The 26,084-nt window shown below is 67.3% G+C and carries 24 protein-coding genes; 16 read left to right on the top strand and 8 right to left on the bottom strand.

The annotated features are described in order from the left end of the window. Positions 1–32: 32 nt before the first annotated feature. On the top strand, positions 33–2,657 hold the full coding sequence (locus ACWJIO_RS12295) for a hypothetical protein (protein WP_480313792.1): 2,625 nt from the start codon (positions 33–35) through the stop codon (positions 2,655–2,657). An 18-nt stretch (positions 2,658–2,675) separates the two neighbouring features. Here the strand turns inward: ACWJIO_RS12295 and coaE are convergent, their stop codons facing one another. Continuing rightward, positions 2,676–3,317: a dephospho-CoA kinase gene (coaE, locus tag ACWJIO_RS12290; RefSeq protein WP_480313790.1), complete on the bottom strand. Its 642-nt coding sequence runs from the start codon at positions 3,315–3,317 to the stop codon at positions 2,676–2,678. An 80-nt stretch (positions 3,318–3,397) separates the two neighbouring features. Here coaE and argJ point away from each other — a divergent pair, with 80 nt between their 5' ends. The 4 genes from argJ (at position 3,398) to ACWJIO_RS12270 (ending at position 7,261) form a co-directional block, all read left to right on the top strand. Continuing rightward, complete coding sequence (gene argJ / locus ACWJIO_RS12285) at positions 3,398–4,642, top strand: bifunctional glutamate N-acetyltransferase/amino-acid acetyltransferase ArgJ (RefSeq protein ID WP_480313788.1); 1,245 nt, start codon at positions 3,398–3,400, stop codon at positions 4,640–4,642. A 22-nt stretch (positions 4,643–4,664) separates the two neighbouring features. Next, positions 4,665–5,150, top strand: coding sequence for a hypothetical protein (locus tag ACWJIO_RS12280; protein ID WP_193914819.1), 486 nt, complete (start codon positions 4,665–4,667; stop codon positions 5,148–5,150). An 81-nt stretch (positions 5,151–5,231) separates the two neighbouring features. Continuing rightward, positions 5,232–5,588 carry a hypothetical protein gene (locus tag ACWJIO_RS12275; protein WP_193914821.1) on the top strand — a complete coding sequence of 119 codons (357 nt, stop codon included), beginning with the start codon at positions 5,232–5,234 and terminating at the stop codon, positions 5,586–5,588. Continuing rightward, positions 5,585–7,261 carry an ABC1 kinase family protein gene (locus ACWJIO_RS12270; protein WP_480313785.1) on the top strand — a complete coding sequence of 559 codons (1,677 nt, stop codon included), beginning with the start codon at positions 5,585–5,587 and terminating at the stop codon, positions 7,259–7,261. Before ACWJIO_RS12275 ends, ACWJIO_RS12270 begins: the two co-directional genes overlap by 4 nt. Before the next feature lie 36 nt (positions 7,262–7,297). Here the strand turns inward: ACWJIO_RS12270 and eno are convergent, their stop codons facing one another. Beyond that, positions 7,298–8,590, bottom strand: coding sequence for a phosphopyruvate hydratase (gene eno, locus ACWJIO_RS12265; protein WP_480313783.1), 1,293 nt, complete (start codon positions 8,588–8,590; stop codon positions 7,298–7,300). A 127-nt stretch (positions 8,591–8,717) separates the two neighbouring features. On the opposite strand from eno, the gene gloA reads away from it, so the two are divergent. The 7 genes from gloA to ACWJIO_RS12230 all read left to right on the top strand — a co-directional run bounded on the left by gloA (position 8,718) and on the right by ACWJIO_RS12230 (position 16,066). Beyond that, on the top strand, positions 8,718–9,119 hold the full coding sequence (gloA, locus tag ACWJIO_RS12260; RefSeq protein WP_186697497.1) for a lactoylglutathione lyase: 402 nt from the start codon (positions 8,718–8,720) through the stop codon (positions 9,117–9,119). Further along, entirely contained in the window at positions 9,109–12,021 is a 2,913-nt protein-coding gene (locus ACWJIO_RS12255; RefSeq protein WP_480313781.1) for an ATP-dependent Clp protease ATP-binding subunit, read from the top strand. Before gloA ends, ACWJIO_RS12255 begins: the two co-directional genes overlap by 11 nt. A 185-nt stretch (positions 12,022–12,206) precedes the next feature. After that, positions 12,207–12,404 carry a preprotein translocase subunit SecE gene (gene secE, locus ACWJIO_RS12250; protein WP_228009125.1) on the top strand — a complete coding sequence of 66 codons (198 nt, stop codon included), beginning with the start codon at positions 12,207–12,209 and terminating at the stop codon, positions 12,402–12,404. A gap of 149 nt (positions 12,405–12,553) precedes the next feature. After that, positions 12,554–13,159 (top strand): transcription termination/antitermination protein NusG, encoded by a 606-nt coding sequence (gene nusG / locus ACWJIO_RS12245; protein ID WP_480313928.1) that lies wholly within the window; start codon positions 12,554–12,556, stop codon positions 13,157–13,159. 103 nt (positions 13,160–13,262) lie between these two features. Then, on the top strand, positions 13,263–13,688 hold the full coding sequence (gene rplK, locus ACWJIO_RS12240; protein WP_480313779.1) for a 50S ribosomal protein L11: 426 nt from the start codon (positions 13,263–13,265) through the stop codon (positions 13,686–13,688). A gap of 97 nt (positions 13,689–13,785) precedes the next feature. Continuing rightward, entirely contained in the window at positions 13,786–14,493 is a 708-nt protein-coding gene (gene rplA / locus ACWJIO_RS12235; RefSeq protein ID WP_480313777.1) for a 50S ribosomal protein L1, read from the top strand. A gap of 13 nt (positions 14,494–14,506) precedes the next feature. Beyond that, positions 14,507–16,066, top strand: coding sequence for an AMP-binding protein (locus ACWJIO_RS12230; protein WP_480313775.1), 1,560 nt, complete (start codon positions 14,507–14,509; stop codon positions 16,064–16,066). A gap of 57 nt (positions 16,067–16,123) precedes the next feature. On the opposite strand, the gene ACWJIO_RS12225 is transcribed toward ACWJIO_RS12230, so the two are convergent. Continuing rightward, complete coding sequence (locus ACWJIO_RS12225; RefSeq protein ID WP_480313773.1) at positions 16,124–16,612, bottom strand: N-acetyltransferase family protein; 489 nt, start codon at positions 16,610–16,612, stop codon at positions 16,124–16,126. A gap of 61 nt (positions 16,613–16,673) precedes the next feature. On the opposite strand from ACWJIO_RS12225, the gene ACWJIO_RS12220 reads away from it, so the two are divergent. Beyond that, positions 16,674–16,979, top strand: a complete 306-nt coding sequence (locus tag ACWJIO_RS12220) for a hypothetical protein (protein WP_480313771.1) — start codon at positions 16,674–16,676, stop codon at positions 16,977–16,979. A gap of 21 nt (positions 16,980–17,000) precedes the next feature. On the opposite strand, the gene ACWJIO_RS12215 is transcribed toward ACWJIO_RS12220, so the two are convergent. The 4 genes from ACWJIO_RS12215 to ACWJIO_RS12200 all read right to left on the bottom strand — a co-directional run bounded on the left by ACWJIO_RS12215 (position 17,001) and on the right by ACWJIO_RS12200 (position 20,770). Continuing rightward, positions 17,001–18,023, bottom strand: coding sequence for a hypothetical protein (locus ACWJIO_RS12215; RefSeq protein ID WP_480313769.1), 1,023 nt, complete (start codon positions 18,021–18,023; stop codon positions 17,001–17,003). Further along, positions 18,020–19,459, bottom strand: coding sequence for an AMP-binding enzyme (locus ACWJIO_RS12210; protein ID WP_480313767.1), 1,440 nt, complete (start codon positions 19,457–19,459; stop codon positions 18,020–18,022). The genes ACWJIO_RS12215 and ACWJIO_RS12210 overlap by 4 nt, the downstream gene beginning before the upstream one ends. Continuing rightward, positions 19,456–20,157, bottom strand: coding sequence for an aKG-HExxH-type peptide beta-hydroxylase (locus tag ACWJIO_RS12205; RefSeq protein WP_480313765.1), 702 nt, complete (start codon positions 20,155–20,157; stop codon positions 19,456–19,458). The genes ACWJIO_RS12210 and ACWJIO_RS12205 overlap by 4 nt, the downstream gene beginning before the upstream one ends. Before the next feature lie 412 nt (positions 20,158–20,569). Then, on the bottom strand, positions 20,570–20,770 hold the full coding sequence (locus ACWJIO_RS12200; RefSeq protein ID WP_480313763.1) for a hypothetical protein: 201 nt from the start codon (positions 20,768–20,770) through the stop codon (positions 20,570–20,572). 2,264 nt (positions 20,771–23,034) lie between these two features. On the opposite strand from ACWJIO_RS12200, the gene rplJ reads away from it, so the two are divergent. Continuing rightward, entirely contained in the window at positions 23,035–23,568 is a 534-nt protein-coding gene (gene rplJ / locus ACWJIO_RS12195; protein WP_193814487.1) for a 50S ribosomal protein L10, read from the top strand. Positions 23,569–23,648: 80 nt separating this feature from the next. Continuing rightward, positions 23,649–24,032, top strand: coding sequence for a 50S ribosomal protein L7/L12 (gene rplL, locus ACWJIO_RS12190; RefSeq protein WP_480313758.1), 384 nt, complete (start codon positions 23,649–23,651; stop codon positions 24,030–24,032). Between the two features lie 322 nt (positions 24,033–24,354). On the opposite strand, the gene ACWJIO_RS12185 is transcribed toward rplL, so the two are convergent. Continuing rightward, entirely contained in the window at positions 24,355–25,086 is a 732-nt protein-coding gene (locus ACWJIO_RS12185; protein ID WP_480313755.1) for a DUF3747 domain-containing protein, read from the bottom strand. 182 nt (positions 25,087–25,268) lie between these two features. Between ACWJIO_RS12185 and ACWJIO_RS12180 the strand changes: the two genes are divergently transcribed. Further along, positions 25,269–26,078, top strand: coding sequence for a ribonuclease H family protein (locus ACWJIO_RS12180; RefSeq protein ID WP_480313753.1), 810 nt, complete (start codon positions 25,269–25,271; stop codon positions 26,076–26,078). The last annotated feature ends 6 nt before the right edge of the window (positions 26,079–26,084 follow it).

Here is a 26,084-nt window from a genome sequence, read left to right as displayed (position 1 = left end):
GCTAGGTTCCTGGCAGCAGGTCCTGCGGGGCGATGACGGCCAATTCATTGGGAGCCATTCCCTATGTTGTGACCCTGAGTCACAACATCAATCGCGACAGGATCAAGAGCTCGGAGGAGTTTCTGCGCCGCTGGTACTTGCAGGTGATCGGGGATTCCGCCCAGGGAAACTTCAACCTCGGCACCGGCAATACGATCAAGGCGCCCCCACCTGTCGGCACCGACCTCTCCACGCTTCATGGGCAGGCACCCTTGCGCCTCAGCCAGCTGGCTGCCGACAACACCGGCGCGATTGTTCCATGGCTCAAGCCTGGTTCGTCCCGTCCTGACTACCTGAATGCCTACCAGCAGGCGGTTCCAGAGATCAAGAAGGTCTTTTCTGCTGCCAACAAGGATCTGCTGGCCGATCAGTCCTCATTCCCAGCCCTCTGGCTCAGCGATCTTCAGAATGGCCAGCTGCTTTTCGCCTCCCAAAAGCCACAGGGGAGCCTGGTGAATGATAATGCGGGTGCGCCCAATCCCACCCAGTTAAACTATAACTATATGCTCGGCGAGGTCTACGTCGGGCTGAATGCCAGTGGAGCTGCCAACAGCAACAATGGCGACATCACCTATATCGAGCAGTTCGGCCTGCCCTCCAGTCTGAATGTCTGGTATGCCGACGCTGCCGGCACCCTATACCGAGGGGTTGCCGACCAAGGTGGCAATGGCTTGAGTATTCCCGGCACGGGGTCGTACCTCACGGCGGCAGGAGCCTACAACCCGGATGTCAACAATGGCGCGGCTCTGGCACAGACGCTTCAGTCGGACTACCCCCAGCTCCGGCAGTCTCAGCTGGGCCCCACCGATGGCGATCTGTATGCCAACCCCAAGGACCTCTACAGCGGCGTTCCCAATGCTGTTGTTGATCCCTTGTATGGCCAGTTCTACGCCTACTTTCGCTATCTCGCAGGTCTGAATCCAGCTGACTACCCGCTGCGCTGGTCTGGCCAGTTCAATCAGCAGGTTGCCTATCGGGTCAATGATGTCAGCTTTGTAGGGTTCGACGGAACGGGTGAATTCGCTGCGTATGACCAGAATGCTTCCATCCGGCTGAGTCTCGATTACGACTCCTATGTTGGAGGAGCGCCGCCGGCCAAGCTGACTCAGCAGGCCTCAATCGTCATCCCCTGGCTCGGAACTCCGCAGTCGCTCGGGCTGCCGGGGCCAGCGCCGGCCAACACTTACAGCATCGCCAACTCGGATCGGACCCCAACGCAGCCGTCGGGGGGGTGGACTCTGGACTGGTCGCCGAACTACCGCAACGCGATCACCTTTTCGGGGGGGCTGGTGCCCCTCAGCGCCGTTCAGGGGGCCAGGCAGCAGCCCACCACCAAGCCCTACCAGGTGTCGGGCCTGTTCTCCTACTACGACGACCTCTTCTCCTACAGCCCCAGCGCCATCGCGTTGAATCCCAAGCCCTACGTCTGGCAGGGAGCTGGGGACCCGCTGCTCGCCTTCACGCCCCCGGCCAGTCCCCAGCCCTTCGACTGGCAGTCCCTGAGCCTCGATGGGAAGGCTGGTTCAGTGCCCGGCCTGGCGATCCGCTACGACGGAAGCTCCTGGACGTTCCGGGGTGCCAATGGTGGCTTCTGGAATGGGGTCTCCACCGGCGCCCGCTTTCAAGTTCCTGCTGGCGGCAAGCTGCCTGGAGGATTCGCTCCCACGATCCGCCTGAACTGGGCGCCGGATGCCATCACGGGCCTTAACGAGCTCATCTTCAAGTCTGATCCTTCGGTGACGGCCTCGGCACCGATCACCGGCTTCCAGGTGCGGGATCCCGCCAACAACCAGGCCCTGGTCGCCACCTTGAGCCTGGGAGATACCTGGCAGGCCAACCAACTGGTGAATGCCACGAACTTCACCTATGCCGCCACCACCGCCGGCATCCTGGGGGCCGGTGCCGGCTATTACGTCCGCAGCGGATCCACGGGGCCCTACCGGGTTGAGAGCGCCCTGGTCAATGATCTCTACGGAACGGTGGTTGGTGATGCGCTCTCGCTGATCAACGCCGGCCTGCCGGGAGCGACCCAGCCCTTCACCTACGGCAGGGGCGCTGCGGCCAAAACCCTGCCGATTGGCCAGCTGGCTCAGCTGGATCAGGCCTATCAAACCCGGGCTGGGGACGTGGTGCCCTCGCCCTGGCTGGACAAGCTGCGGGGGCCGGTGGCCAGGCAGGCCCTGTTCGGTGCTGCGGCGTGGCAGCAGCCCTTCCCCACGGGCCTCAAGGCCCCCTTCAATGTCTGGGCGTCGTTGGTCAACGGTGCTGCGCCGAGTGTCTATGGATTCGGGCTGAGCGACCGTTTCCGCAATGGGTATGACATCGGCTTCAACCTGGAGAAGCTTGATCTCACCGGGCTGACGACGGCCCAGCAGCGGGCATTTCAACTGTTGCGCTTCAACTCCACGGCCCGTTCCGCCGCCGGTGCGTTCACGCCCACCAATGCCTCGGGCCTGCCGGCAGGGGCGCTCTATCCGCTGTTTGTGGAATATCAGATCGGTGGTTTTGGCACCAGCACTGACGATTTTCTGCCCACCGATCCCGCCGCCAGGGATCGGAGCGCCCAGCGCCGGCCCCCAGCGCTGCCGGCGCTGGGGGCGGACAGCCTGGGGCTGTGAGGGGCTGGCCCCAGGGCCTCAGCCGGGGGCGGCGGCCGCCAGGGCCTGCGCCACGGCGTCGCTGAGCCCTTCACTGGAGCCGCGGTTGTCGATCACCCGGTCGGCCAGGCACCGCTTGCGCGCCAGGGGCCACTGGGCCGCGAGCCGCTGCCGGGCCTCAGGTTCCTTCAGCCCATCACGGGCCATCAGACGCTCCAACTGCTGTCCGGGCTCGCAGTCCACCAGCCACACCTCACTGCATAACCCCTCGAGGCCCGCTTCGAACAACAGGGGAACCATCAGCACCACCACCGGGGCCTCCGCCAGCCGGGCCAGTTCCGCCTCGAAGCGCTGGCGCACCTGAGGATGCACCAGTTGCTCCAGCCAGGTTCGTTCCACCGGGTCACAGAACACGATCCGCCCGAGGGCGGCCCGGTCGAGGCCGGCCGCGGACTGCCCAACCTGCGGGCCGAAGCGCTGCAGCACGGCCTGCTCGCCTGGGCTGCCGGGGGCCAGAGCTTCACGGGCGTAGCAGTCGGCATCCAGCAGCGGCAGCCCGTGCCGTTCGGCCAGCCAGCGGCCGGCGCTGCTCTTGCCGCTGGCGATGCCACCGGTGAGACCGATGCGCCGTTGGCCACCGCGCCAGCGGGCTGCGGGGGGGCTGGCGGAAGCGGGAGCCATGGCTTGGGGATGAAGGGTCCGGTGCCGAAGCGAGTGAAGCCACGGCGGCTCGGCAGGATGGGGCGATTCATCCTGGCGCCGTGACCCCCACCTGGCACCCGATCCCCGGCGGCGTCACCGCCCCCGCCGGCTTCCTGGCTGCTGCCATCACCGCCGGGCTGAAGCCGTCGGGCAATCCCGATCTCTGCCTGCTGCTGGCCCCGGAGGGGGCCGTGTGCGCCGGCAGCTTCACCACCTCGCTGGTGCGGGCGGCCTGCGTGGACCTCTGCGCCGAGCGGCTGGCGGCCAGCGGCGGCCGGGCCCGGGCGGTGCTCACCAACTCCGGCCAGGCCAATGCCTGCACCGGCGATCGCGGCCTGATCGACAGCCTGCGCGCCACCGCGGCCCTGGCCGATCGGCTGGGGCTGGCGGCCGAGCAGGTGCTGATCTGCTCCACCGGCGTGATCGGCGTGCCGATCCCGATGGACACCCTGCTGGCGGGCCTCGATCCCCTGGCGGCGGCCCTCAGCCCCGAGGGTGGCGAGGCCGCGGCCACCGCCATCCTCACCACCGACCTCACGGCCAAGCAGATCGCCCTGGAGGCCGACCTGGGCGGCCGCCGGGTGCGGATCGGCGGCATGGCCAAGGGCTCGGGCATGATCCACCCCGCCATGGCCACGATGCTGGGTTACCTCAGCTGCGATGCCGGCGTGCCGGCGCCCCTGTGGCAGGCGATGGTGCGGCGGGCGGTGGATCGCTCCTTCAATGCGATCACGGTGGACGGCGACACCAGCACCAACGACACGGTCCTGGCCTTTGCAGCCGGCGAGCCCCTGAGCCCCGAGCACCTTGAGGCGCTGGAGGCCGGCCTGACGGCGGTGTCGCAGCACCTGGCCCGGGCGATCGCCCGCGATGGCGAGGGGGCCACCTGCCTGATCGAGGTGCAGGTGGAGGGGGCCGCCGACGAGGCCGGCGCCATTGCCGTGGCCCGCACCGTCTGCGGCTCCTCGCTGGTGAAGTGCGCCGTGCATGGCCGCGATCCCAACTGGGGCCGGATCGTGGCTGCCGCCGGCCGCGCCGGGGTGGTCTTCGATCCCGAGGCGGTGGCCCTGTGGCTGGGGGAGCACCAGCTGATGGCCGCCGGCCAGCCCCTGCGCTTCGATCGGTCCGCCGCCTCCGCCTACCTGCGCGATTGCGCCGCCGGCACCTATCTGGGTGGCAGCGGGCCTGGCGGTGACACAGTGCTGATTCGCCTGCGGCTGGGGCAGGGCCCCGGCAGCGGCAGGGCCTGGGGCTGCGACCTCTCGGATCAGTACGTGCGCATCAACGCCGATTACACCACCTGAGCGCGGCGCGTAGCCTCCCTCCATGCCCCAGTCGAGTTCAGCTGCCGCCGCTGCCCGGCCCGTCCGGCCCCGCCACCGCTGGCGCGGTCCGCTGCTGGCCGGATTCTGCTTCGGGTTGGGCTATGGCATCACCCAGCGGCTGCTGGTGCTGCAGCTGCCGGGGCTGGTGCAGCTGCAGCAGGGGTTTGATGTGCGCGAGTTCCCGGGCACCAGCCTCGAGAGCCTGCGCCTGCGCTTCGGCAGTGACAACGAGGAGATCCGCGGCGATCTGGAGCTGCTCGAGCTGGAGCGCCAGGCCAAGCAGCGCGAACAGGAACGCCAGGCTGCCGAGCGCGAGCAGGCCGCCGAGCGCCAGCGGGATGAGCGGCAGGCCGAGCAGGAGCGGGCCCTCCAAACCCTCCCCGAAATCCCGCCCCTCAACCCTGCTGCTGACCCAGGCGCCGATGCCACCCCTGAGCCCGACTCCTCCCCACCCCCAGCCCCTGCCTTGCCGGAGCCCAGTCCCTGAGGTCATCCCGAGCGGAACCCGGCGCCTGGCCCCGCACTGGCAGCGCCCATCTGGCACAGTTCGAGCAGCAGCTCAGGCCCCATGACGGCGCCCCAGATCCTGATGCAGGCCGCCGTGGCCCGGCTGGGGGCACGCCTCGGCAGCGGCCTGGTGGATGCGGCCGCCAGCCTGGCCCTCGTGGTGCAGGACGCCCCTGAGAAAGTGCGCCAGGAGCTGCAGCTCTTCTGGGAGGAGGTGGAGCTGGAGGCCGGCCGCCTGGAGCGCGATGGCCAGGGCGGTGCGTCTGGCTCTGCCTCCACGCCCGTGGATCCAGATCGCCCTGGCGATGGTTTCCAGCGCCCCGCCGCTGTGGTTGCGGGGCTGTCCGTCCAGGAGCAGATCGATGCCCTGCGGGCCCAGGTGGCAGGGCTGGGTCAGCGTCTGGATCGGCGCCCGTGATCCAGCGCCCCCTGCGCATCTGGTGGCTGGCCCTGCGCCTCAGCGCCGGACTCTGGTGGGACGGCAAGCGCTGGACCTACCCGGGCGGCCCCACCCCTGAACGGCGCAGCCGCCGCGCCAGGCGCCGCGCCCGCTGGCTGACCCGCGAGTTCCTGGCCCTCGGCTCGGCCTTCATCAAACTCGGCCAGCTGCTCTCGGCCCGGCCGGACGTGCTGCCCCCCGAGCTGGTGGAGGAGCTGGCCTCCCTGCAGGACCAGGTGCCCGCCTTCCCCTTTGCGGTGGTGCAGGCCCTGCTGGAAGAGGAACTGGGGGAGCGCTGCGCCGAGATCATCGATCTCGAGGAACTGCCGCTCGGTTCGGCCAGCCTGGCCCAGGTGCATCGCGCCAGCCTGCGCAGTGGTCGCCAGGTGGTGCTCAAGGTGCAGCGCCCCGGATTGGAGCGGCTGTTCCGGCTGGACCTGGAGGTGCTGCAGCAGCTGGCCGCCGTGGTGCAGCGTCACCCCCGCTGGGGCCGTGGCCGCGACTGGGTGGGCATCGCCCAGGAGTGCCGCCGCGTGCTGCTGCGCGAGCTCGATTTCCGCCTGGAGGCCGAGCACGCCGCCCGTTTCCGCCAGCAGTTCCTGGACGACCCCGGCATCCGCATCCCGGCGGTGGTGTGGGAGCTGAGCTCCCGCCGGGTGCTGTGCCTCGACTACGTGCCCGGCATCAAGATCAACGACCGCGACGCCCTGCTTGCCGCCGGCATCGTGCCCGCCGCCGTGGCTGAGAAAGGGGCGGCCAGCTATCTGCAGCAGCTGGTGCGCTTCGGTTTCTTCCACGCCGATCCCCACCCCGGCAACCTCGCTGTTGCCCCAGACGGCACGCTCATCTATTACGACTTCGGCATGATGGGGCAGCTCTCGGGCCGGCTGCGTTCACGGCTGGGGCGCATGGTGCGTGCGGCCGCCGCCCGCGATGCTTCCACCCTGGTGAAGGAGTTGCAGGCCTCCGGCGTCATCGCCCCGGAGGCGGATCCAGGCCCCGTGCGGCGGCTGGTGCGGGTGATGCTCAACGACGCCCTCACACCACCCTTCTCCGCCAACGTGTTGCAGAAGCTCTCCGGCGACCTCTACGACCTCGTCTATGGCCAGCCCTTTCGGGTGCCGCCCGAGCTGATCTTTGTGATGCGGGCCCTCTCCACCTTCGAGGGGGTGGGCCGCAGCCTCGACCCTGGCTTTAGCCTGGTGGCGATTGCCCGCCCCTACTTGCTCCCTCTGATGACCTCCAGCGGCAACGGCGGCGGCGACCTGTTCGGCGAACTCTCCCGCCAGGCAGCCGAGGTGGGCAGCCGGGCCCTCGGCATTCCGCGCCGCCTTGACGACAGCCTGGCCCGCATCGAGCAGGGGGACCTGCAGGTGCAGATCCGGGCCGGCGAAACCGACCGGCTGCTGCGGCGCCTCGCCCTGGCCCAGCAGTCGGCCGGCCAGTCGATGCTGCTGGCTGGTCTGGCCGTGGCAGCTTCGCTGCTCGCCACCAGCCGGCAACCGGCCCTGGTGGTGATCCCTGCCGTGGCGTCCCTGCCGGTGGGGCTGGGCTGGCTCAAGCTGCAGTCCCGCCTGGCCCGCGATGGCCGCCTGGATCAGCTGCCCGGCATCGCTACAAGTGCTGCCGCCGGTCCCACGGATTCAGAGTGAAGAGCCTGTCCGAATCCCCACGCTGATGGCTCCGGTTCATCCCCTGCCGCGGGGGCCGCGGTCGACGGCGCCGGCGTAGACGGCCTGGCTGCCCAGATCATCTTCGATGCGCAGCAGCTGGTTGTACTTGGCCACCCGCTCGCTGCGGCTGAGGGAGCCCGTCTTGATCTGGCCGGCGCGGGTGGCCACGGCCAGGTCGGCGATGGTGGTGTCTTCCGTTTCGCCGCTGCGGTGGCTGATCACGCTGGTGTAGCCAGCCCGGCCGGCCAGATCGATCGCCTGCAGGGTTTCCGTGAGCGAGCCGATCTGGTTCACCTTGATCAGGATCGAATTGGCCAGGCCCAGATCGATGCCGCGCTGCAGCCGCTGGGTGTTGGTCACGAACAGGTCGTCTCCCACCAGTTGCACCGTGGCGCCGAGCTTTTCGCTCAGCAGGGCCCAGCCATCCCAGTCGTCCTCCGCCAGGCCGTCCTCGATCGACACGATCGGGAAGCGGCCTGCCAGCTCGGCCAGCTGGTCCACCATCTCGGCGCTGGTGTAGCTGCCGCCGTCAAAGGCGTAGCGGCCGTCGTGGAAGAACTCAGTGCTGGCCACATCGAGGGCCAGGGAGATCTGATCCCCCGCCCGGTAGCCGGCCTGTTCGATCGCCTGCACCAGCAGCTCGCCGGCGGCGACGTTGCCCAGGTCCGGCGCGAAGCCGCCCTCGTCGCCCACGGCGGTGCTCAGGCCCTTGTCCTTGAGCAGCCCCTTGAGCACGTGGAACACCTCGGTGCCCATGCGCAGGGCCTCACTGAAGCTGTTCGCCCCGTGGGGCACGAGCATGAACTCCTGGAAGTCGAGGCTGTTGGCCGCGTGGGCGCCGCCGTTGATCACGTTCATCAGCGGCACCGGCAGCAGGCTGGCCATCGGCCCACCCAGGTAGCGGTAGAGCGGCAGCCCCACCCCATTGGCCGCGGCCCGGGCGGTCGCCAGGCTCACCGCCAGGATGGCGTTGGCGCCGAGCGCGCTCTTGTTGTCAGAGCCGTCGAGCTCGATCATCGCCGCGTCCACGGCGCCCTGGTCGAGGGCGGAAAGGCCGCAGAGCATCGGGGCGATCTTCTCCTCGATGTTGCCCACGGCCTGCAGCACGCCCTTGCCCATGTAGCGGCTGCCGCCGTCGCGCAGCTCGTGCGCCTCGTGGGCGCCGGTGCTGGCGCCGCTGGGCACCATGGCCCGGCCGCTGGCGCCGCCTTCCAGCAACACCTCCGCCTCCACCGTGGGGGTGCCGCGGGAGTCGAGCACCTCCCGGGCCACCACGGTGTCGATCACGAGGTCGAGGGAGTCGATCACTGGAGCCGGCCTGGTGCTGTCAGGGCAGGATCCTATGGGCCACCCCCTCCCGACCATGTGTGGCAACGGGCACTGTGGGCCGGCTTGCTGGCCAGAATGGGGGCACGACCTCCGCCCCGGCCAGCCGATGCGTCTGCTGCACACCATGCTCCGGGTGGGGAACCTGGACCGCTCCCTCGCCTTTTACACCGAGGTGCTGGGGATGACGCTGCTGCGCCGCAAGGACTACCCCTCCGGCCGCTTCACCCTGGCCTTCGTGGGCTATGGCGAGGAGAGCGACCACACCGTGCTGGAGCTCACCCAGAACTGGGACACCGAGCGTTACGACCTCGGTGAGGGCTACGGCCACATCGCCCTGGGCGTTGACGACATCCACGGCACCTGCGGCGCGATCGCGGCCAAGGGCGGTCGCGTTGTGCGGGAACCAGGCCCTATGAAGCACGGCACCACCGTGATTGCCTTTGTGGAGGATCCCGATGGCTACAAGGTGGAGTTGATCCAGCTGGGGTCCAGATCCGATGCCGGCTGAGCTGGGTCCCGAAGTGTCCTCCGTGGTGCGTTCCGGGGGCCACACCGCTGCGGCGCCTGCGGCCCCGGCCAGCCTCACCGGCGAGCCCGAACGCTTCAGTGCCGAGGCCTGGGAGCTGCTGCTGGCCGGCCAGGACGCGGCCCGCCGCTGGCGCCACGGCGTGCTCGATGTGGAGCACCTGCTGCAGGCCCTGCTGCTGGAGCGGCGCTTCGGGGCCTGGGCTGACCGCCTGCCCCTCGATGCCGATCAGCTGCTGGACCGGCTGGAGGGCTTCTGCGCCAAGCAACCCAGCAGCACATCCGATCAGCTGTTCATCGGCGATGCCCTGGAGGATCTGCTTGAGGAAGCCGACCGCCGCCGGGCCGGCTGGGGTTCGCGGCTGCTGGACCTGCCCCACCTGCTGCTGGCCCTGGTGGAGGAGCCCCGCATCGGCGCCAGCCTGCTGGCCCAGCAGGGCCTCAGTGAGGAGCTGCTGCTGCGCCAGCTGCGCCCAGGGGCGCCGGCGCCCTCCACGCCGCGTCGTGCCGCCATGGCCCCGCCCGCGCCAACTCCTGCGCCGCCAGCCACCGCTCCAGCCGCGCCCCCCAGCAGATCAGCTCCCTTCGCCAGCCCCGCGGACGACGACTGGGCCGGCTCCGAGGACTGGATGGAGGCGCCCCCTCGGCTGGGCCGTCAGCCGGCCGGACGCCCCCCAGCGGCCGAGCGGCCGCCGGCAACCGCCCCCGCCCCGGCCAGAACAGCGGTGCCAGCTCCCGAGCCGCCGCTGCAGCTGGAGCCGGAAGGCCCCGAACCCACAGCGCTGGAGCGCTACGGCCGCGACCTCACCGCCGCCGCCCGCGCCGCCGAACTCGATCCGGTGATCGGCCGCGATGCCGAAATCCGCCGTCTGATCCAGGTGCTGTCGCGCCGCAGCAAGAACAATCCAGTGCTGATCGGCGAGCCGGGCGTGGGCAAGACCGCCGTGGCGGAGTGCCTGGCCCAGCGGATCGTGGCCGGTGAGGTGCCCGATGCCCTGCTGGGGCAGCGGCTGGTGGCCCTCGATCTGGGCGCCCTGATCGCCGGCGCCAAGTTCCGCGGCCAGTTCGAGGAGCGCCTGCGTTCCGTGCTCGCGGAGGTGCGCGATGCCGACCCCGGCGTGATCGTGTTCATCGATGAGCTGCACGCGGTGGTGAGCAGCGACCGCTCCAACGCCGATGCCGGCAGCATCCTCAAACCGGCCCTGGCCCGCGGCGAGCTGCGCTGCGTGGGGGCCACCACGCCGGAGGAGTACCGCCGCAGCATCGAGAAAGACCCCGCCCTGGAACGCCGCTTCCAGCAGGTGGTGATCCGCGAGCCCGGCGTCGAGACCAGCGTCGAGATCCTGCGCGGCCTCAAGGAGCGCTACGAGCTCCACCACGGCGTCACGATCACCGATGCGGCGCTGGCTGCCGCCGCCCGGCTGGCCGATCGCTATCTCGCCGATCGCTGCCTGCCCGATTCCGCCATCGATCTGGTGGATGAGGCCGCCGCCAACCTGCGCATGGAGGTCACCTCCAAGCCCCGCCCCGTGGAGGAGGCCGAGGTGGCGCTGCGGCGGGTGGAGCTGGCCCTGCTTTCGGCCGAGGCGGCGCCGGAGGCCGAACGGGTCGCCCTGCAGGAGCAGCGGCGCCAGGCCACCGAGGTGTTGCACGGCCTCAAGCAGCGCTGGCAGGCGGAGCGGCAGCGGGTGGCGGAGCTGGGCGATCTGCTCCAGCAGGACGAAGACCTGCGCCATGCCATCGCCGAGGCGGAGCGCTGTGGCGATCTCGAGGAGGCCGCCCGGCTCCAGTACGACCAGCTCCATGGCGTGCAGCAGCGCCGCCGCGACCTCGAGGTGGCGATGCAGACAGACGCCATGCTGCGCGAGCAGGTGGAGCCCGGCGACATCGCCGATGTGGTGGCCCGCTGGACCGGCATTCCGGTGCAGCGGCTGCTGGCTGGCGAACGCCAGAAGCTGCTGGAGCTCGACAGCCGCCTGGGCGAGCGGGTGATCGGCCAGCTGGAGCCGGTGGCGGCGGTGGCGGCCGCGATCCGGCGCGCCCGGGCCGGCATGCAGTCGCCGCGGCGGCCTGTGGGCTCTTTTCTGTTCCTCGGCCCCACCGGTGTGGGCAAGACCGAGCTGGCCAAGGCCCTGGCCGCGGCCCTGTTCGACGAGGACGAGGCCCTGGTGCGCCTCGACATGAGCGAATTCATGGAGCGCAACGCCGTGGCCCGGCTGGTGGGGGCCCCGCCCGGCTACGTGGGGTATGAGGAGGGGGGGCAGCTCACCGAGGCCGTGCGGCGCCGTCCCTATGCCGTGCTGCTGCTCGATGAAGTGGAGAAAGCCCACCCTGAGGTGTTCAACCTGCTGCTGCAGGTGCTCGATGACGGCCGGCTCACCGATTCCCAGGGCCGCACCGTGGACTTCCGCCACACGGTGGTGATCATGACCAGCAACCTGGCCAGCCGGGCGATTCTCGACCATGCCCGCGGCGCCCTGGACGGGGCCCAGGTGGAGCAGGCCATGGACCAGGCCCTGGCGGCCAGCTTCCGGCCCGAGTTCCTCAACCGCATCGATGAGGTGATCCGCTTCCGGCCTCTCTCGGAGGCCGATCTCGAGCGCATCGTGCGGCTGCAGCTGGCCGAGCTGGCCTCCCTGCTGGCGGAGCAGCAGCTCCAGCTGGAGGTGGAGGAGCCGGTGGTGCAGGCCCTGGCGGCCCAGGGCTATGAGCCGGAGTACGGGGCCAGGCCCCTGCGCCGGGTGCTGCGCCGCCGCATCGAGAATCCCCTCGCCACCGAGTTGCTGGAGGACCGCTACGAGGGGGCCCGGGGCGTGCGCATCAGCCTCGGCGAGGGCGCCGGCTCAGGCCTGTGCTTTGAGCCGCTGGGGAAGGGCGTCCGGTAGGGTGACTGTTTGCCGAGTCGCGCGGATGCCCGCGTGCGTCAGCGCCCGTGTTGTCCGACCCCAACAGCCCCGATCCCAACAGCTCTGACCCCAACGGCTCCCCGCGCACCGTTGCGGCTGAGCAGGCTGCCGCTGAGGTGGCCGCTGACCCAGCCGGGCTCGCCGACGCCTCGGAGGCCCAGCAGCTGGCAGCGGCCGAGGCGGCCAGTCCCAAGGGGTTCGGTGCCGCCACCCTGGCGGAACTGCGCCGGGTGGTCTGGCCCAGCCGCCAGCAGCTGTTCAGCGAGTCGGTGGCGGTGATCCTGATGGTGGGGCTCTCGGCGGCGGCGATCGCGGCGATCGATCGCTTCTACGGCTGGGCCTCTTCCCAGGTGTTCGGCTGACCCTCAGCCACTCCTGTCCGACCCCCAGCCCCCAGCCGCAGCGCCCACTCCCCCTGTTCTCCCGAGCCCCAAGCCTGAGCACCGTGTCCGAGACCCTGTCTGACCCCCAAACCGACCCCGTTGCCGGCCCGCTTGCCCCGGGGGCAGAGCTGTCTTCTGAGCCGGCCGCCGAAGCCCCCACCGAGAAGCGCCAGGTGGCCCGCTGGTACGCGGTGCAGGTGGCGTCCAGCTGCGAGAAGAAAGTGAAGGCCACCCTGGAGCAGAGGGCGGTGACCCTCGGGGTGGACAACCGCATCCTGGAGATCGAGATCCCCCAGACCCCCGGGGTGAAGCTGAAGAAGGACGGCAGCCGCCAGAGCACGGAAGAGAAGGTGTTCCCCGGCTATGTGCTGGTGCGGATGATGCTCGACGAGGACACGATGATGGCGGTGCGCAGCACCCCCAACGTGATCAACTTCGTGGGGGCGGAGGAGCGTCGGGCTACGGCCCGCGCCCGCGGCCACATCAAGCCGAGGCCGCTGAGCCGCCAGGAGGTGGACCGCATCTTCAAGCGGGCGGCTGAGAAGAAAGCAGTGGTGAAGGTCGATCTCACCGAGGGCGATCAGATCCTGGTGACGGCCGGGCCGTTCAAGGACTTCCAGGGCGAGGTGATCGAGGTGTCGGGCGAGCGCAACAAGCTCAAGGCCCTGCTCTCGATCTTCGGTCGGGAAACGCCTGTGGAACTCGAGTTCGCCCAGATCAGCAAGCAGAGCTGAGCCCCTGGCTCCGCTCAGCGGCCGTCTCCCTGCGGAGGATGGCCGTTCCCGTCACGCCTCCCTTCAGGAGGTGATCCGCAGCCCCGCCCAGTAGTTCGAGACGATGGCCAAGAAAATCGTAGCCGTGATCAAGCTGGCCCTCCAGGCCGGCAAAGCCAACCCGGCGCCCCCTGTGGGTCCTGCCCTGGGTCAGCACGGCGTCAACATCATGGCGTTCTGCAAGGAGTACAACGCCCGCACCCAGGAGAAGGCCGGCTATGTGATTCCGGTGGAGATTTCGGTCTTTGAAGACCGCAGCTTCACCTTCATCACCAAGACGCCTCCCGCTTCGGTGCTGATCTCCAAGGCCGCCGGCATCGACAAGGGTGCCGCCACTTCCTCGAAAGGAGCGGTGGGTGCCATCAGCCGCGCCCAGCTCGAGGAGATCGCCAAGACCAAGCTGCCCGACCTCAACTGCACCAGCGTCGAGTCGGCCATGCGCATCATCGAAGGCACCGCCCGCAACATGGGCGTCGCCGTCAACGACTGAGTCCTTCCATCCATCCCCAGGGGGAGATCCAGCCAGCGGCCCACCGCGCCTCGTGCGCCCCAGGCCTGGCCTGCATCGCCCGCACCCCATACCCGCCATGCCAAAAGTTTCCAAGCGTTTTTCCGCCCTCCAGGCCAAGGTCGCCGAGCGAGCCCATGAGCCGATGGAGGCCATCGAGCTGGTGAAGGCCAACGCCACCGCCAAGTTCGACGAGACGATCGAGGCCCACGTGCGCCTCGGCATCGATCCCAAGTACACCGACCAGCAGCTGCGCACCACCGTGGCCCTGCCCCACGGCACCGGCCAGAGCATTCGCATCGCCGTGATCGCCCGGGGTGAGGCCGTGGCTGCCGCCAAGGCCGCCGGCGCCGACCTCTCCGGCGACGACGATCTGGTGGATCAGATCGCCGGCGGCACGATCGACTTCGACCTTCTGATCGCCACCCCGGACATGATGCCCAAGGTGGCCAAGCTGGGCCGGGTGCTGGGCCCCCGGGGCCTGATGCCCAACCCCAAGGCCGGCACCGTCACCACCGACCTGGTCGGCGCCATCGCCGAGTTCAAGGCCGGCAAGCTCGAGTTCCGTGCCGACCGCAGCGGCATCGTGCACGTGCGCTTCGGCAAGGCCAGCTTCGATCCCGCCAAGCTGCTCGACAACCTCAAGGCCCTGCAGGAGACGATCGACCGCCAGAAGCCCAGCGGTGCCAAGGGCCGCTACTGGCGCTCCCTCTATGTCACCTCCACCATGGGTCCCTCGGTGCAGGTGGACTTCGCCGCCCTGCAGGACATCAAGCAGGAGGGCTGAGCCCAGAGGGCTCATGGACGTAGCGTCGCCCCACGGCTGGCCCGGTGCGGGCCGGCCCGATCGTCTTCAGGCCTACGGCGCCGCTGCCGCTGACCTCAGGCTGCTGCTGCCCCTGCTGTTTGAGGGCTGGTGCGATCAGGCTCCAGACGCCGAGGTCATCTGGCAGCTCTCCGGTGCCGTGGTGCGATCGGAGTTTGCCGGTTGGGTGAAAGCCTGCCGGGCTCAGCTGCAGAACGCCGGCTTCGGGAACCACCGCTGCACGGTGGGGATTCATGCCGGCGATGGCCTGGCCAACTTCGTGCTCGGTGTAGCCCTGTTTCTGGAGGGTCATTGCCAGATCGTGCTGCCGCAGCATGCCCTCGTGCAGGAGCACACTCGGCTGGCCGAGTCCCTGGGCTGCGATCGGATCCTGTGCCAGGGGGGCGCGCTGAGCCTTGTCGGATGGTGTGACCAGGGACTGGTGGTCGCCGTGGCGGACCCGTTCCGGTTGCTGGTGCCCGCCGAGACCCAGCCCCGCACGGCCCCCCAGGCCCCGGTGCGGCTGGAGGAGGCAGCCTTTCTGACCCTCTCCTCGGGGACCACGACAGGCGTGCCCACGGTGAGCAGCCGCACCTTCCATGCCTGCCTGCACTACCTCACCGCCGGTGCTGGCTGGCTGTACTTCACGCCAAGGCGTCTGGTGGTGGTCAACCTTCAGTTCGCCGGGCCCAGAGCCCAGTTGATCAACCTGATCCTGGCCGGCACCTGTCTGTGCCTGGTCGGCCCGACCGATGAAGAGCAGCTTGGTGGCCTCTATGCCTCCAGCGGGGCGACGCGTCTTCACCTGTTCCTGCCGTTGCTGCGCCGCCTGCTGGCCCGGGGGGATCTGGCCCGTTTCCCGGAGTCCCTGCGGATGCTGGTCGGCACCGACAGGGTGCCGATGGCCCTGCGCCAGGCGGTGCATCGGGTTCGGCCCCATAGCCTGGCGATCACCTATTCCACGAGCCAGAGCGGGCCGATCACGTCGTTGCCGGCGGCTGAGCTGCTGGACCAGCAGGACTCGGTGGGAAGGCTCCTGGAGGGGGTGCAGCTCCAGTTCCTGGGGGGGCTCGAGGCGGATGGTGCCGCCGAAATCCAGGTGGACAAGCGCCTGCCGCTGACCTACCCCGATCCGAGCGGCGGCTGGACCCTCCGCGTGCAGCAGCTCACGGGGTTCCGCCCGGGGGATCGGCTCCGGCCCCTCGGGGATGGGGCCTATGCCTTTGCCGGCCGGGCCAATGATGTGTTCCTGTTCCGGGGGGTGTTGGTGTCACCAGTGGAATTGGAGGGTTTCCTCGAAAGCTCCCCAGCGGTGCTTGAGGCAGTGGCGTTTGGCGCTGAATCGAGCACCTACGGCGCCGTTCCGATGGCCGTGGTGCGACTTGTACCGGGAGTGGATCCGGAGAGCACAACGGCCACCCTCCAGCAGCGTTCACGGCAGCTGTTCGGCTTTCGGGGGCTCTACGCCGTTCATGCCGAGGCGGAGATACCCAGGGGCTTGGCCGGAAAACCGCTGCGGCGGATCCTGGCCAAGCGCTACCGCCTGAGGTCTTGATCCAACCTGCCCTGTCGTCTCCTGCCCGCATGCCGCCAGTCCGTAGACCACGCGGCATCAGGTCTTGAGAACTTTCAAAAACCGAATGGCCTGCGGGGTATAGCCCACATGCCGATAGAATCCATGGGCTGCAGTGTTGCCAATGGCGCTGAACAGCTGTACAAACCTCGCACCTTGTTGTACTAGATGCGCTTCTGCATGCCGGAGCAGTTGATTGCCAATTCCCCTGCGACGGTGGTCTGGGTGTACAACGAGCACCATCACCCAGCCGATTGGTTCATTGCAGGTATGCACTTTGGGTGTGATCAGGCCGATCAGTCCTGTGATCGTCTCGTCCTCAGGAGGACCCTGTCGGGACAGGTAAGTCTTGTAGGGCGGACCAGCCATGCTCTGCAGCCTTTGCTGCACCTCCTGGGGAGTCGAGGGGTAGCCCATCGAGCTGATCAGATCAGCGATGGCGGCCGCGTCCTCCATCTGGGCCTCCCGGATGGTGCTGGCCCCAGGGTCGAAATGCGTTCCGAGTCGGTCTGAGGAGGTGGGGATCAAGCGTTCAGAGTAGTCCTGGGGATGGACCTATGATTGGCCCCTAGAGTAATCTCCAATCTCGATGGCGGCAGTTCCAGGCTCCTCAGGACTCTCAGCTGAACCGCCCTACCATCGTGAGAATCAGATCATCATCCAGGCGTTGCGAGCACTATCGCTTCCGCCCGGTGAGTTGCCCGAGATTGAGGCAGGTCTTGAGAACGTCGATGCATCGATGACCATGCAAGGACTGGCCTTGGATAGTCTTGGCTGCATGGAGTTCTGTATCAGCCTTGAGCTGGATCACGGCGTTGTGGTCACACCCGAGAATCTCGCTACCTTCCATGCAGTAGATCAGCTGAGACAGTACATACGAGCTCAGCTAAGCTGAATATTGACCAGCTGCATCTTGTCAGGAATACGGGATATCTTGTGCTAGCTGATAATCTCGATGGCTTGTTGATGGTGATGTGCTATCTATCAGCAGGCTGGTCAATGCCTTGGTGAGATCATGCCCCTTGGCCACCAGATCGAGAAAGAGCGTGTGGTGAGCGCAACCGAAAAACGACCGCATGATCGGGGTGCAGCTTCTGCGGTGGTGTCTCTGGTAGTAACGCGCTACGAGCTCAGCGCAGTGGCGATCGTCGGCGTTGTGTTCTGGAAAGGCCATCACCAGACGCGTGCTCCGGCGCATGGAGGGCCGCCAGCTCCAGCGCCGCTGCTGGCTGAGGCCAAAGCGGCTGGTTGGGGCGAAGGTGGCTTCGTCGCCGCCCGCACCGATCGCCACCCCCAGGGGCAGCCCCAGGCGGTGGGCGATGGTCAGAGCCGGTAGGCCCCCGGCGCTGGTCCCCAGGGTCCTGACCCGCTTGAGCCTGAGACCCTGGCGGCGCAGTCGGCTGAGATGTTCCGTGAGGTGATCGCTGATCTCTTGGATCACCAGGCCGTCCTGTTGAAAGTAGCCGTTGAGCGTGTGGCGCCGAACCAGAAGGAGATCATGATTGAGCACCCCGAGGGCGGAGAGGATGTAGGGAGTCGGAGTCATCAGAAGTCCGATGTTCCCTGTGAAGCCGATCAGGAGATGGCGCGATTCGAGGTTCTGGCCTCCTGGCTTGCGGGATTGGTAGTGAAAGAGTGTGTGGTTGGCTCGTTGATGTTCTGTCCTGTGAAAGCGTGCCGTTACGCCTTTGTAGGCTGGCGCAAACTGCCCGGCTTGACGGGCCCACCCCTCGAACGCCTGGAGCTTGACGGAATCTCGTTGGGCGAGGCAGAACAGGGTCTTCAGTTCGCCTCCGGTGGCGAACCGATTCAGCAGGATCTGGTGCTGGTTGAAGCGGTTGGTCTCCAGTCCTTTCAGGCGCTCGTACCAGGCCGGTGGGGGTTCGGCCCGCAGCTTGCATTCGAGCTCCTCCCAGGGCAGGTGGAGTGCAGCGCTCATGCCTGCAGCGCGAACTGCTCGCCGAGCACCCGGCGCAGCGGTTTCCCCGTAGGGCCTTCTGGGATGGTGTCCACGGCCATGATCTTGCGGGGGCGGCTGCTGCCGAGGCTGGCGCGGGCCAGCTGGTCGAGTTCGCTCAGGGCTGTGGCGGCCTGATGGCCAGGTCGCAGCACGATGGCAGCCATCGGCACGCCTCCATAGCGGTCAGAGCGCGCTCCGAAGGCGACGCACTGTTCCACGGCCGGATGCTGGCTCAGCACCTCCTCGATCTCAAACGGCGAGATCAACAGGCTCGCGAACAGGAACACATCATTGGAACGGCCCCCGAAGATCACCTGACCAGAGGGCGAGATGGCCAGCAGGTCCCCTGGATTGAAGGGGTTGCGGCCCGGGCTTGTGGCGATCATTTCGCGAAAGCTCAGCCCGTCACGCTCAAAGCGCAGTGGGCCGGTGGGTTCGAGCTTCACGCCTGGGATAGGCCAGCCCACGGACTCCCACTCGTCCAGCACGGCTTCAGGGGGCAGCCAGGTGAGAGGCCCGCTCTGGCTGGTGGCCCAGGTGATTCCCAGGCGCACCGGGCCGCTGTCCACCACCGCCTGTCGGAGGGCCATGGGCACCCGATCGCCGCCGCTGATCAGCAGAAAACCCTCGGGACAGTGGCGCAGATCGTTCCAGGCCAGGTGCAGCCGCAGTCTGTTCGGTGGCATCGGCATGCCGTCGCACCCGCTCGGGATGGTTCCGGGCTGGAACGGTTGGTCCCCCTGGCGGATCACCACCCGCCGACCCCGGATCAAGGTGAGCAGTTTGTAGAGCCTGGCACTCCAGTTCTGGAGTCCTTCGCCCAGCAACGGAGTGGTGATGAGCTGGTAGGGGGAGTGGGGATTGGCCGTCGCCAACACCGCCTTGGCCTGCATCCTGATCAGCCCCGGCAGGCCTGATGTGGTGCCGGATGTGGTGCCCAGAAACACATCCGGATTGGCTGGATCCGCCGGCTCGGGGGCCTCGGCTACGGGGCGGTGCCAGCAGGACAGGCCGGAGCTCAGACGGCCCAGGAAGGTCCATGGTCCCGGGGTGGGCGGCGCCCCGTGGCCCAGCCGATGGCTCAGCCCCAGCCGCCGCTCCAGCCGTTCCTGCTCGGCCTGCGGTGCAGTGATCGGCAGAATCGCCTGGGGAATCCCCGCCAGCATCAGGGCCAGGCCACTGATCAGGTTCTGGGGCCCATCGGCGACTCCCACTCCCACCCGGGCCGACGCCATGGGGCTTCTCGCCGTGATCAACGCTGCCAGCCCAAGCTGCTCCTGAGCCACCAGCTCGGCGAGGGTCTCAAAGCTGTAGACCTCTCCCAACCAGTCGAGGGCAGGGGCTCCAGGGGCTGCGGCGACGAGCTGCTGCCAGCGCTCCTGGAGCTGGTCTTCAAGGCACGGGGGCGGCTTCACACGGCCTGTGCGGCCGGCTCCCCCAGCCGGCAGGCAGCCGCTTCGACAACCTCCTGGCCCAGGGGGGTGAGGCGGGCGTGGTCGCGCACGGCGGCCAGGGAGGAGAGCCCGTAGGCGAGCTGGCGTGGTCGCCACTCCCTCAGGGCCTGTTGGCAGGCGCCGCCATCAGGAAGCATCGCGGCGGGTTCCCGCAGGATCTTGTCCATCACCCCCACCACCCGTGACACCACATGCATGGAGTGGAGGATGCCATGCATGGGCCGGGGGTCACTGCGGATCAGCACGGCATAGCGCTCATCGTCAGGGTTCAGGCAGAGCACCTGCTCCTGCCCCAGGGCGAACAGCTCAGCGTGGGCGTATTCGTGCACCAGCAACTCCACCATGGCGGCAGGGGCGAGAAGCTTGCTGGCATTGAGCAGGCTGCCGCCGCGGAAGAAGAATGCTGTGGCCCCGCCGAAGCTCTGGCTGGCTGCTCGGGCTGCTGGCCCAGGCTCGGCAAGCACCAGGAAACGCTGCAGTCGCTCCATCAACCCGTGCAGGCCGGGATCCACGGCAGCGATCAGGCGACGCGTCTCCAAGATCCTTTGCCGGAACTGGCAGATCAGGTCGTCGGCGGGGCTGATCAGATCACTCACGAAGTCGCCACCTTCCTGGACCATGGCCAGCAGCGTTGACCACATGGGTGGGGAGGCGGCCACCGGATCACCGAAACCGACGATCCAGGCCTCTGGGGACTGACAGTGGGTTGCTGGCTGTGAGAGGCCGTGGCGCATCAAGGCGAGAGCCGCGGTGACTCTTGGCTGAAGTGCAGCCAGCCCCTGGGCGGGCTGCGCTTCTACAGCATCGGCCTGCCCTGGGTTGGCCTGGCCAGACAAGACTGCGGACCCGAGTTCGTAATAGCCGAGGTAAAGCCAGGGCGAGAGCGAGGCAGCACCGGAGCGGAGCTGCGTGGAGAGCGCATCCGAGCAGGTCTCTTGAGCTGGAAGAGGCAACTGCTCCTCCAGTAAGAAGAGGGAATCAGCAAGTCGCTGATGTCCCTCAGTCAGACAAGTGTGAATTCTGGCCGTCAGGCTGGGATCGTCCGAGAGCACGGGATTGGGTGGGTGCTGATCAGTGCTTGGTGGGTTCAATGGGTTGTTCGCTCACCTTCGCCCCGAGGCAGGCGTTGAGGGTGGATGCCACCGCGATCTCTGGTTTCTGATTAGGGGGTTCAACAGGGATCCCTTCCCCCACCTTGGCTGTGGTGGCTGAACTGGGGTCATTCAGCAGGCCGAAGCCGAACAGGTCCTGAAGGCGATTGGCAATGTCCATGGGACCAGAGGGGGGATTTAGGGCGTAGGCCTACGGCGATTAGCCATGGGCCAATTCAGGAAACTACTGGAATCAACTCTTGCTGTAAAGAGGTCAAGCAGGCTGCCTCAAGCCCACCACGGAGTGATGTGTTGCTCAAGGGCCGCGGCCTGAACAAGCAACAAAATGCCCACCGATGATTCATGCCCTTCCTGGAGAAGGCATCAGGCCGAGCCACACATTTGGCGCTCAAAGTAAGAACAGAGCCTGAGTGAATCCTGTTCAGAGTTCAGTAGGTTCTACGCCCTGGTAGGGCTCGATTGGTTCGATGGGGCTGATGGGCCGCGCTTCTTCTGCTCCGCCACCCACTTTTGCCGTTGTGGCTGAATGAGGGGCGCTCAGCAGGCTGAAGCCGAACAAGTGGCTAAGGCGGTCGCTACTGGTCATCCCGACGCTGGTGAATGGGTTTGATGCTGGGCTGAAGGAGAGTGTGGATTGGCCAAGATTGTGAGCGAATCTTGGTGGAATCCACCCTTGAGGTCCCGGTCGTGTTCAGAACCTGGCTGGTTCAATTGGTTCAATGGGTTGCAGGCCTACCTTGGCCCCGAGGCATGCATTGAGGGTCACGATCCTTGCAACATCTGAGCGCCCAGGGCTTGCTGTATCATTGGGTTCGACGGGCCCGTTGCCCACCTTTGCTGCCGTGGCTGAGTGGGGTTCGTTCAGAAGGCTGAAGCCGAACAGGCCTGAAAGGTGATTGGCACTGGCCATGGGAATGGAGGGGGTGGTGAAGGGTTCAAGGCGACGGAGATACACCATGGCCTGATGGGTATAATTTAATGGAATCAACTCTTGCAGTCAAGAAACCAGGAAGATTGCCTCATGCACCACCACAGGCTATACCTTCCGGGCCCATCGCCTCAGATCTGAAGGGCATCAGCAATGGGCTGTTGCCCTTGAGAGACTGGGGGTTGACTCCGGTGGCAGAGGGTTGTGATCGGCGGCGCCGTTCAGGGCCGTGTGGGTTGGGGCTCTATGGGTTCAAGCGACAGCATTGCTCCCAGGGCAGGCATTGATGGTGGCGATCCTCTCCACCTGTGATTGTCCGGTGGCTCCGCTCACAGGCTCGATAGGCTCGCGGCCCACTTTGGCTGATGTAGCTGAGCGAGGCTCGTTCAGGAGGCTGAAGCCGAACAGCCCGTCAAGGCGATGGATTCTGGTCATGCTTGAAGTGAACGGGACGGGTCCACGGATGGAGCCCCTGGGGAGGGGCCACAGGGTAGTAACGCCGCAAAGTCTAGACGGATTCACTCTTGGGGTCAAGAAATCGAGCGGACTTTCTGTCCGAAAGCCATGCTGCGGAGCTGTGGCTTTTGGACCGGCCTCATCGAGAACATACGGACCCGGGTCCACGGCGCATGGCCGCGGTCGAGAGAGGTGCCTGGGCGCTCGGCAAGTCTTGGTTGAGATCAGCAAGAGCGGGTTGTGTTCAGCTCTGCTCCGGAGATCGCGTGGTTTCGATGTCTTGGTAGGGCTCTATCGGTTCAGTAGGTTCAGCAGGGAGTGGCTTGCCCACCTTTGCCGAGGCGGCTGAGCTCGTTTCATTCCGTAGGCTGAAGCCGAACAGATCCAGAAGCTGATCAGCACTGCCCATGGCAAGCACATTCTAATGCCCGTAGAACTTACCCTAACATGCTGCTGCAGTCAAGAAGTCTTTTACTTGTTTCGGAAACCATCTGGACGTGACACCCTGCTGAATCCGATCATCCGCTAGTCACTCCCGTGCCCAAGCCTGCGGAGCTGCGGAGGGGCCCCGCCACAGCGGTGGAGCCCAGATCGCCGCTGTGGGGGGTGGGGCGCGACGGCTATGCAGATGGAGAGCGTGTTCGGCGGAACCTTGGGGCCTGACTTGAGGCCTGAATTGAATTGCACCAGCAGTCCCGGCAGAAGGCCCAAACATGGGTCTTCTGCCGGGACTGGCCACTCGGTGGAGGGGCTTTCTGATAGGTTGAGAAGCTGGCTTAGGCCAGAAGGGCACGCGCCCTACCCCAGACAGCAGGTGAGAACGCCCTCCGGTTCGCCGGTGGATGCGTTTCTGTAAGTCCTGCCGAGGTGTTCGCGACAGGTTTTCGGCCTCCAGGCCGCCGGTGGGTCCATCCCCAGGCGTCTTGATCGGGTCAGGAGCATGCAGCGGCCTCGAGCCCTCCGGCAGTCACTCTCTGAGTGGTTGGCGTTGGCGTCCAGGGCCGCGTACCCGGCTTGTTCCCCCGATCCGATCCTTTCCTATGGGCCGCACGCTGGAGAACAAGCAACAGATCGTCGAAGAGCTCAAGGGGCTCCTCGGCGAGGCCGAACTGGCACTGGTCCTTGATTTCAAGGGCCTGTCCATCAAGGAGATGTCTGATCTGCGGACCCGTCTGCAGGCCAGCAACGGTGTGTGCAAGGTGACCAAAAACACCTTGATGCGTCGGGCCATTGATGGCGACAGTGCCTGGTCGAATCTCGAATCCCTGCTCACCGGCACCAACGCCTTCGTGCTCGTCAAGGGCGACGTGGGTGGTGCGGTGAAGGCCGTGCAGTCCTTCCAGAAGGACAGCAAGAAGTCGGAAACCAAGGGCGGCCTTTTCGAAGGCAAGCTCCTGTCCCAGTCCGACATCAAGGCCATCGGGGATCTGCCCTCCAAGGAGGTGCTCATGGCCCAGATCGCCGGTGCGATCAACGCTGTGGCCACCAAAGTGGCCGTGGGCATCAACGAGGTTCCCTCCGGTCTCGCTCGGGCGCTCCAGCAACACGCCGATGGCGAGGGCCAGGCCTCCTGAGGCCTGCCCCACTGCCAGCGGCTGTTGCCGAGCAGAACCGATCCGACTGTTACCCACAGATCTGTTGCTGATTCCCAACCATGTCTGCTACAACCGACCAGATTCTCGACCAACTCAAATCCCTCTCCCTGCTTGAGGCTTCCGAGCTCGTCAAGCAGATCGAAGAGGCCTTCGGCGTCTCCGCCGCCGCTTCCGCCGGCGTGATGATGGCCGCTGCTCCCGCCGCTGCCGCTGAGGCCGTGGAAGAGCAGACCGAATTCGACGTGATCCTTGAGGGTTACGAAGATTCGGCCAAGATCAAGGTGCTCAAGGCCGTGCGCGAAGCCACCGGCCTGGGCCTGGGCGACGCCAAGGCCCTCGTCGAAGCCGCCCCCAAGGCGGTCAAGGAAGGCATTGCCAAGGCCGATGCCGAGGCCCTCAAGAAGGCCCTCGAAGAGGTCGGCGGCAAGGTGTCGATCAAGTGATCGCCCTGGGGTCGGCTTGCCGGCCCCGCGCCCACCGGCGCCCAGGCGGCGCCTTCAGCAGCCGGCTCCTTTGAGGGCCGGCTTTTTGCTGGGCCGCTGGTAGTGCCCCCGCGCCTGCCCGAACCCTGTTGGCGCCAAAGCCTTAGGGAGCAAAAAAAATGCCCCGCCAAAGGCGGGGCAGGATTGTGGAACGGTCTTTCGGAGTCTGTCCTCGTTTCGACCCGGAAGAGTCGTTCCCCACTCCTCACAAACACGACAGTAACGGAGGGATCTGGGGGTGTCTGGGGGCGTCGGTCACTCGTTGAACTGGCCTGGGCCTGGCTCAGCTGCCGTAGGGCACCACCTCAAGGGCGATGACGCCACTCTGGCGGGGCCGTTGCAAGCCAGACTGCCGCTGAAGGCTGGATCGACTGGACAGCGCCGATGAACGCCCGAGGCTGGCGATGCCCCTGCGGGTACTGCTGGATCTGGACTCGGCCACCGGGCCTGAGCCGTTCAGCAGTGGAGGTGGGGCCAGGGATGGCAGCGCCGCCAGCTGGCCGCCGCCGCGGGCCCGCGCCAGCAGGACTGGCAGGGGCTCGGCGTGAGCCATGTAGAGATGGCGGAGGGTTTCCTCGCCATAGGTGCGGCGCTGGAAGGTCCAGCCCGGCTCCAGCTTGAGGCTGGCCAGGCCACTGGGGGGAACCTCTCCAGTGGCTACCGGGATCAGGGTAGTCTGTTGGGGGTGGGAGGCCAGCAGCCGCAGGCGGCCGTTGTCGCTCTCCATGCGCAGCCGCCAGGGGTTGCTGAGGTCGTCGTTGGCGACGCGCAGCGAGTAGGCGCTGCTGGAGAGGTAGCGGCCGCACACACCCTCGGCCACGTCGTTGTCGTAGGAGATCACCGAGCCATCAGGGAGCTCGCGCCAGCAGGGAGGGGCCGCCCGAAGCTGCTCCAGCACGATCAGGTTCCAGCGGTTGCCGGCCAGGGGCTGGGCTACGGCGATCGCCTGGCCGGGGGCGATGGGCTGGCTGCCGAACAGGGGGGCGGCATGGGCCCCGGCGGCCTGACGGCCCATCACCCAGCTGGGGCCGAAGATCGCGGCACCTGCAGCAGCGACTGCTGCCCCGCTGACAGCGATCCGCTGAGCTAGGCAGGCACGGCTGCTGACCGGGGCTCGGCTGCTGACCATGGCGACGCTCTGCCCGAGTGGCAGCTCAGAGTAGAAGATCTGTTTAGCGACGATGACGGGGTTGTCCAGTGGCTGATCGGCCAGTGCGGGTGGTGGCGGCGGCCTGCGACGGGGCCTGCAGCGGTAACCCGGGCCCGGGCGGCTGGGGGGCGCTGCTGCGCTTCGAGGATGGTTCCATTCACGAGCTGGGCGGCGCTGACCACGCCACCACCAACAACCGTATGGAGCTCACGGCGGCCCTGGCGCTGTTGGTGGCCCTGCGCGATCTACCCCGCCATCCCGACCTGGCGATCCGCACCGACAGCCGCTACCTCATCGATGGTCTCGGCAAGTGGATCCACGGCTGGAAACGCAAGGGCTGGCGCACCGCCTCCGGTGGACAGGTGCTGAACCGTGATCTCTGGGAGCAGCTGGACCGGGCCCGCCTTGCCGACGTGCCCCTGCGCCACGTCAAGGGCCACAGCGGTGACCCCGACAACGATCGCTGCGACACCATCGCCGTGGCCTTTTCCCGCGGCCGGATCCCGCCTCTGATGACAGGGGAGGTGCTGGCCACCGCCAGGCTGGAGGCCGAAGTACCCGCTCCGCCTGCCGCAACCGAAGCCGCCGCCGCCGCTGGCGAGACCGACGGCCTCGACGCTGCCCCCGCTCCGGCGCCCCTGCAGCAGTTGCTGACTCGGCTCGAATGGGCCGATCGGGTGGCCGATCGGGGCTACGGCCTCACCCTGGTGGAGCTGGCCCAGCTGGTGGAGCAGCCCCTGCGCACGCTGGAGCGCCGCAGTGGGCCCTGGGCCTGGCGGGACTGGCGGGTGGAGCCGCTGCAGGATGGCCGCTGGCGCCTGCGGCGCGGGACGGCAGGATTGGACGATCGGACGTAGGCGGGT

The sequence above is a fragment of the Paraciimarium castrense LEGE 11436 genome, assembly GCF_056633055.1.
This window is presented reverse-complemented; position numbering and strand designations above follow the sequence as displayed.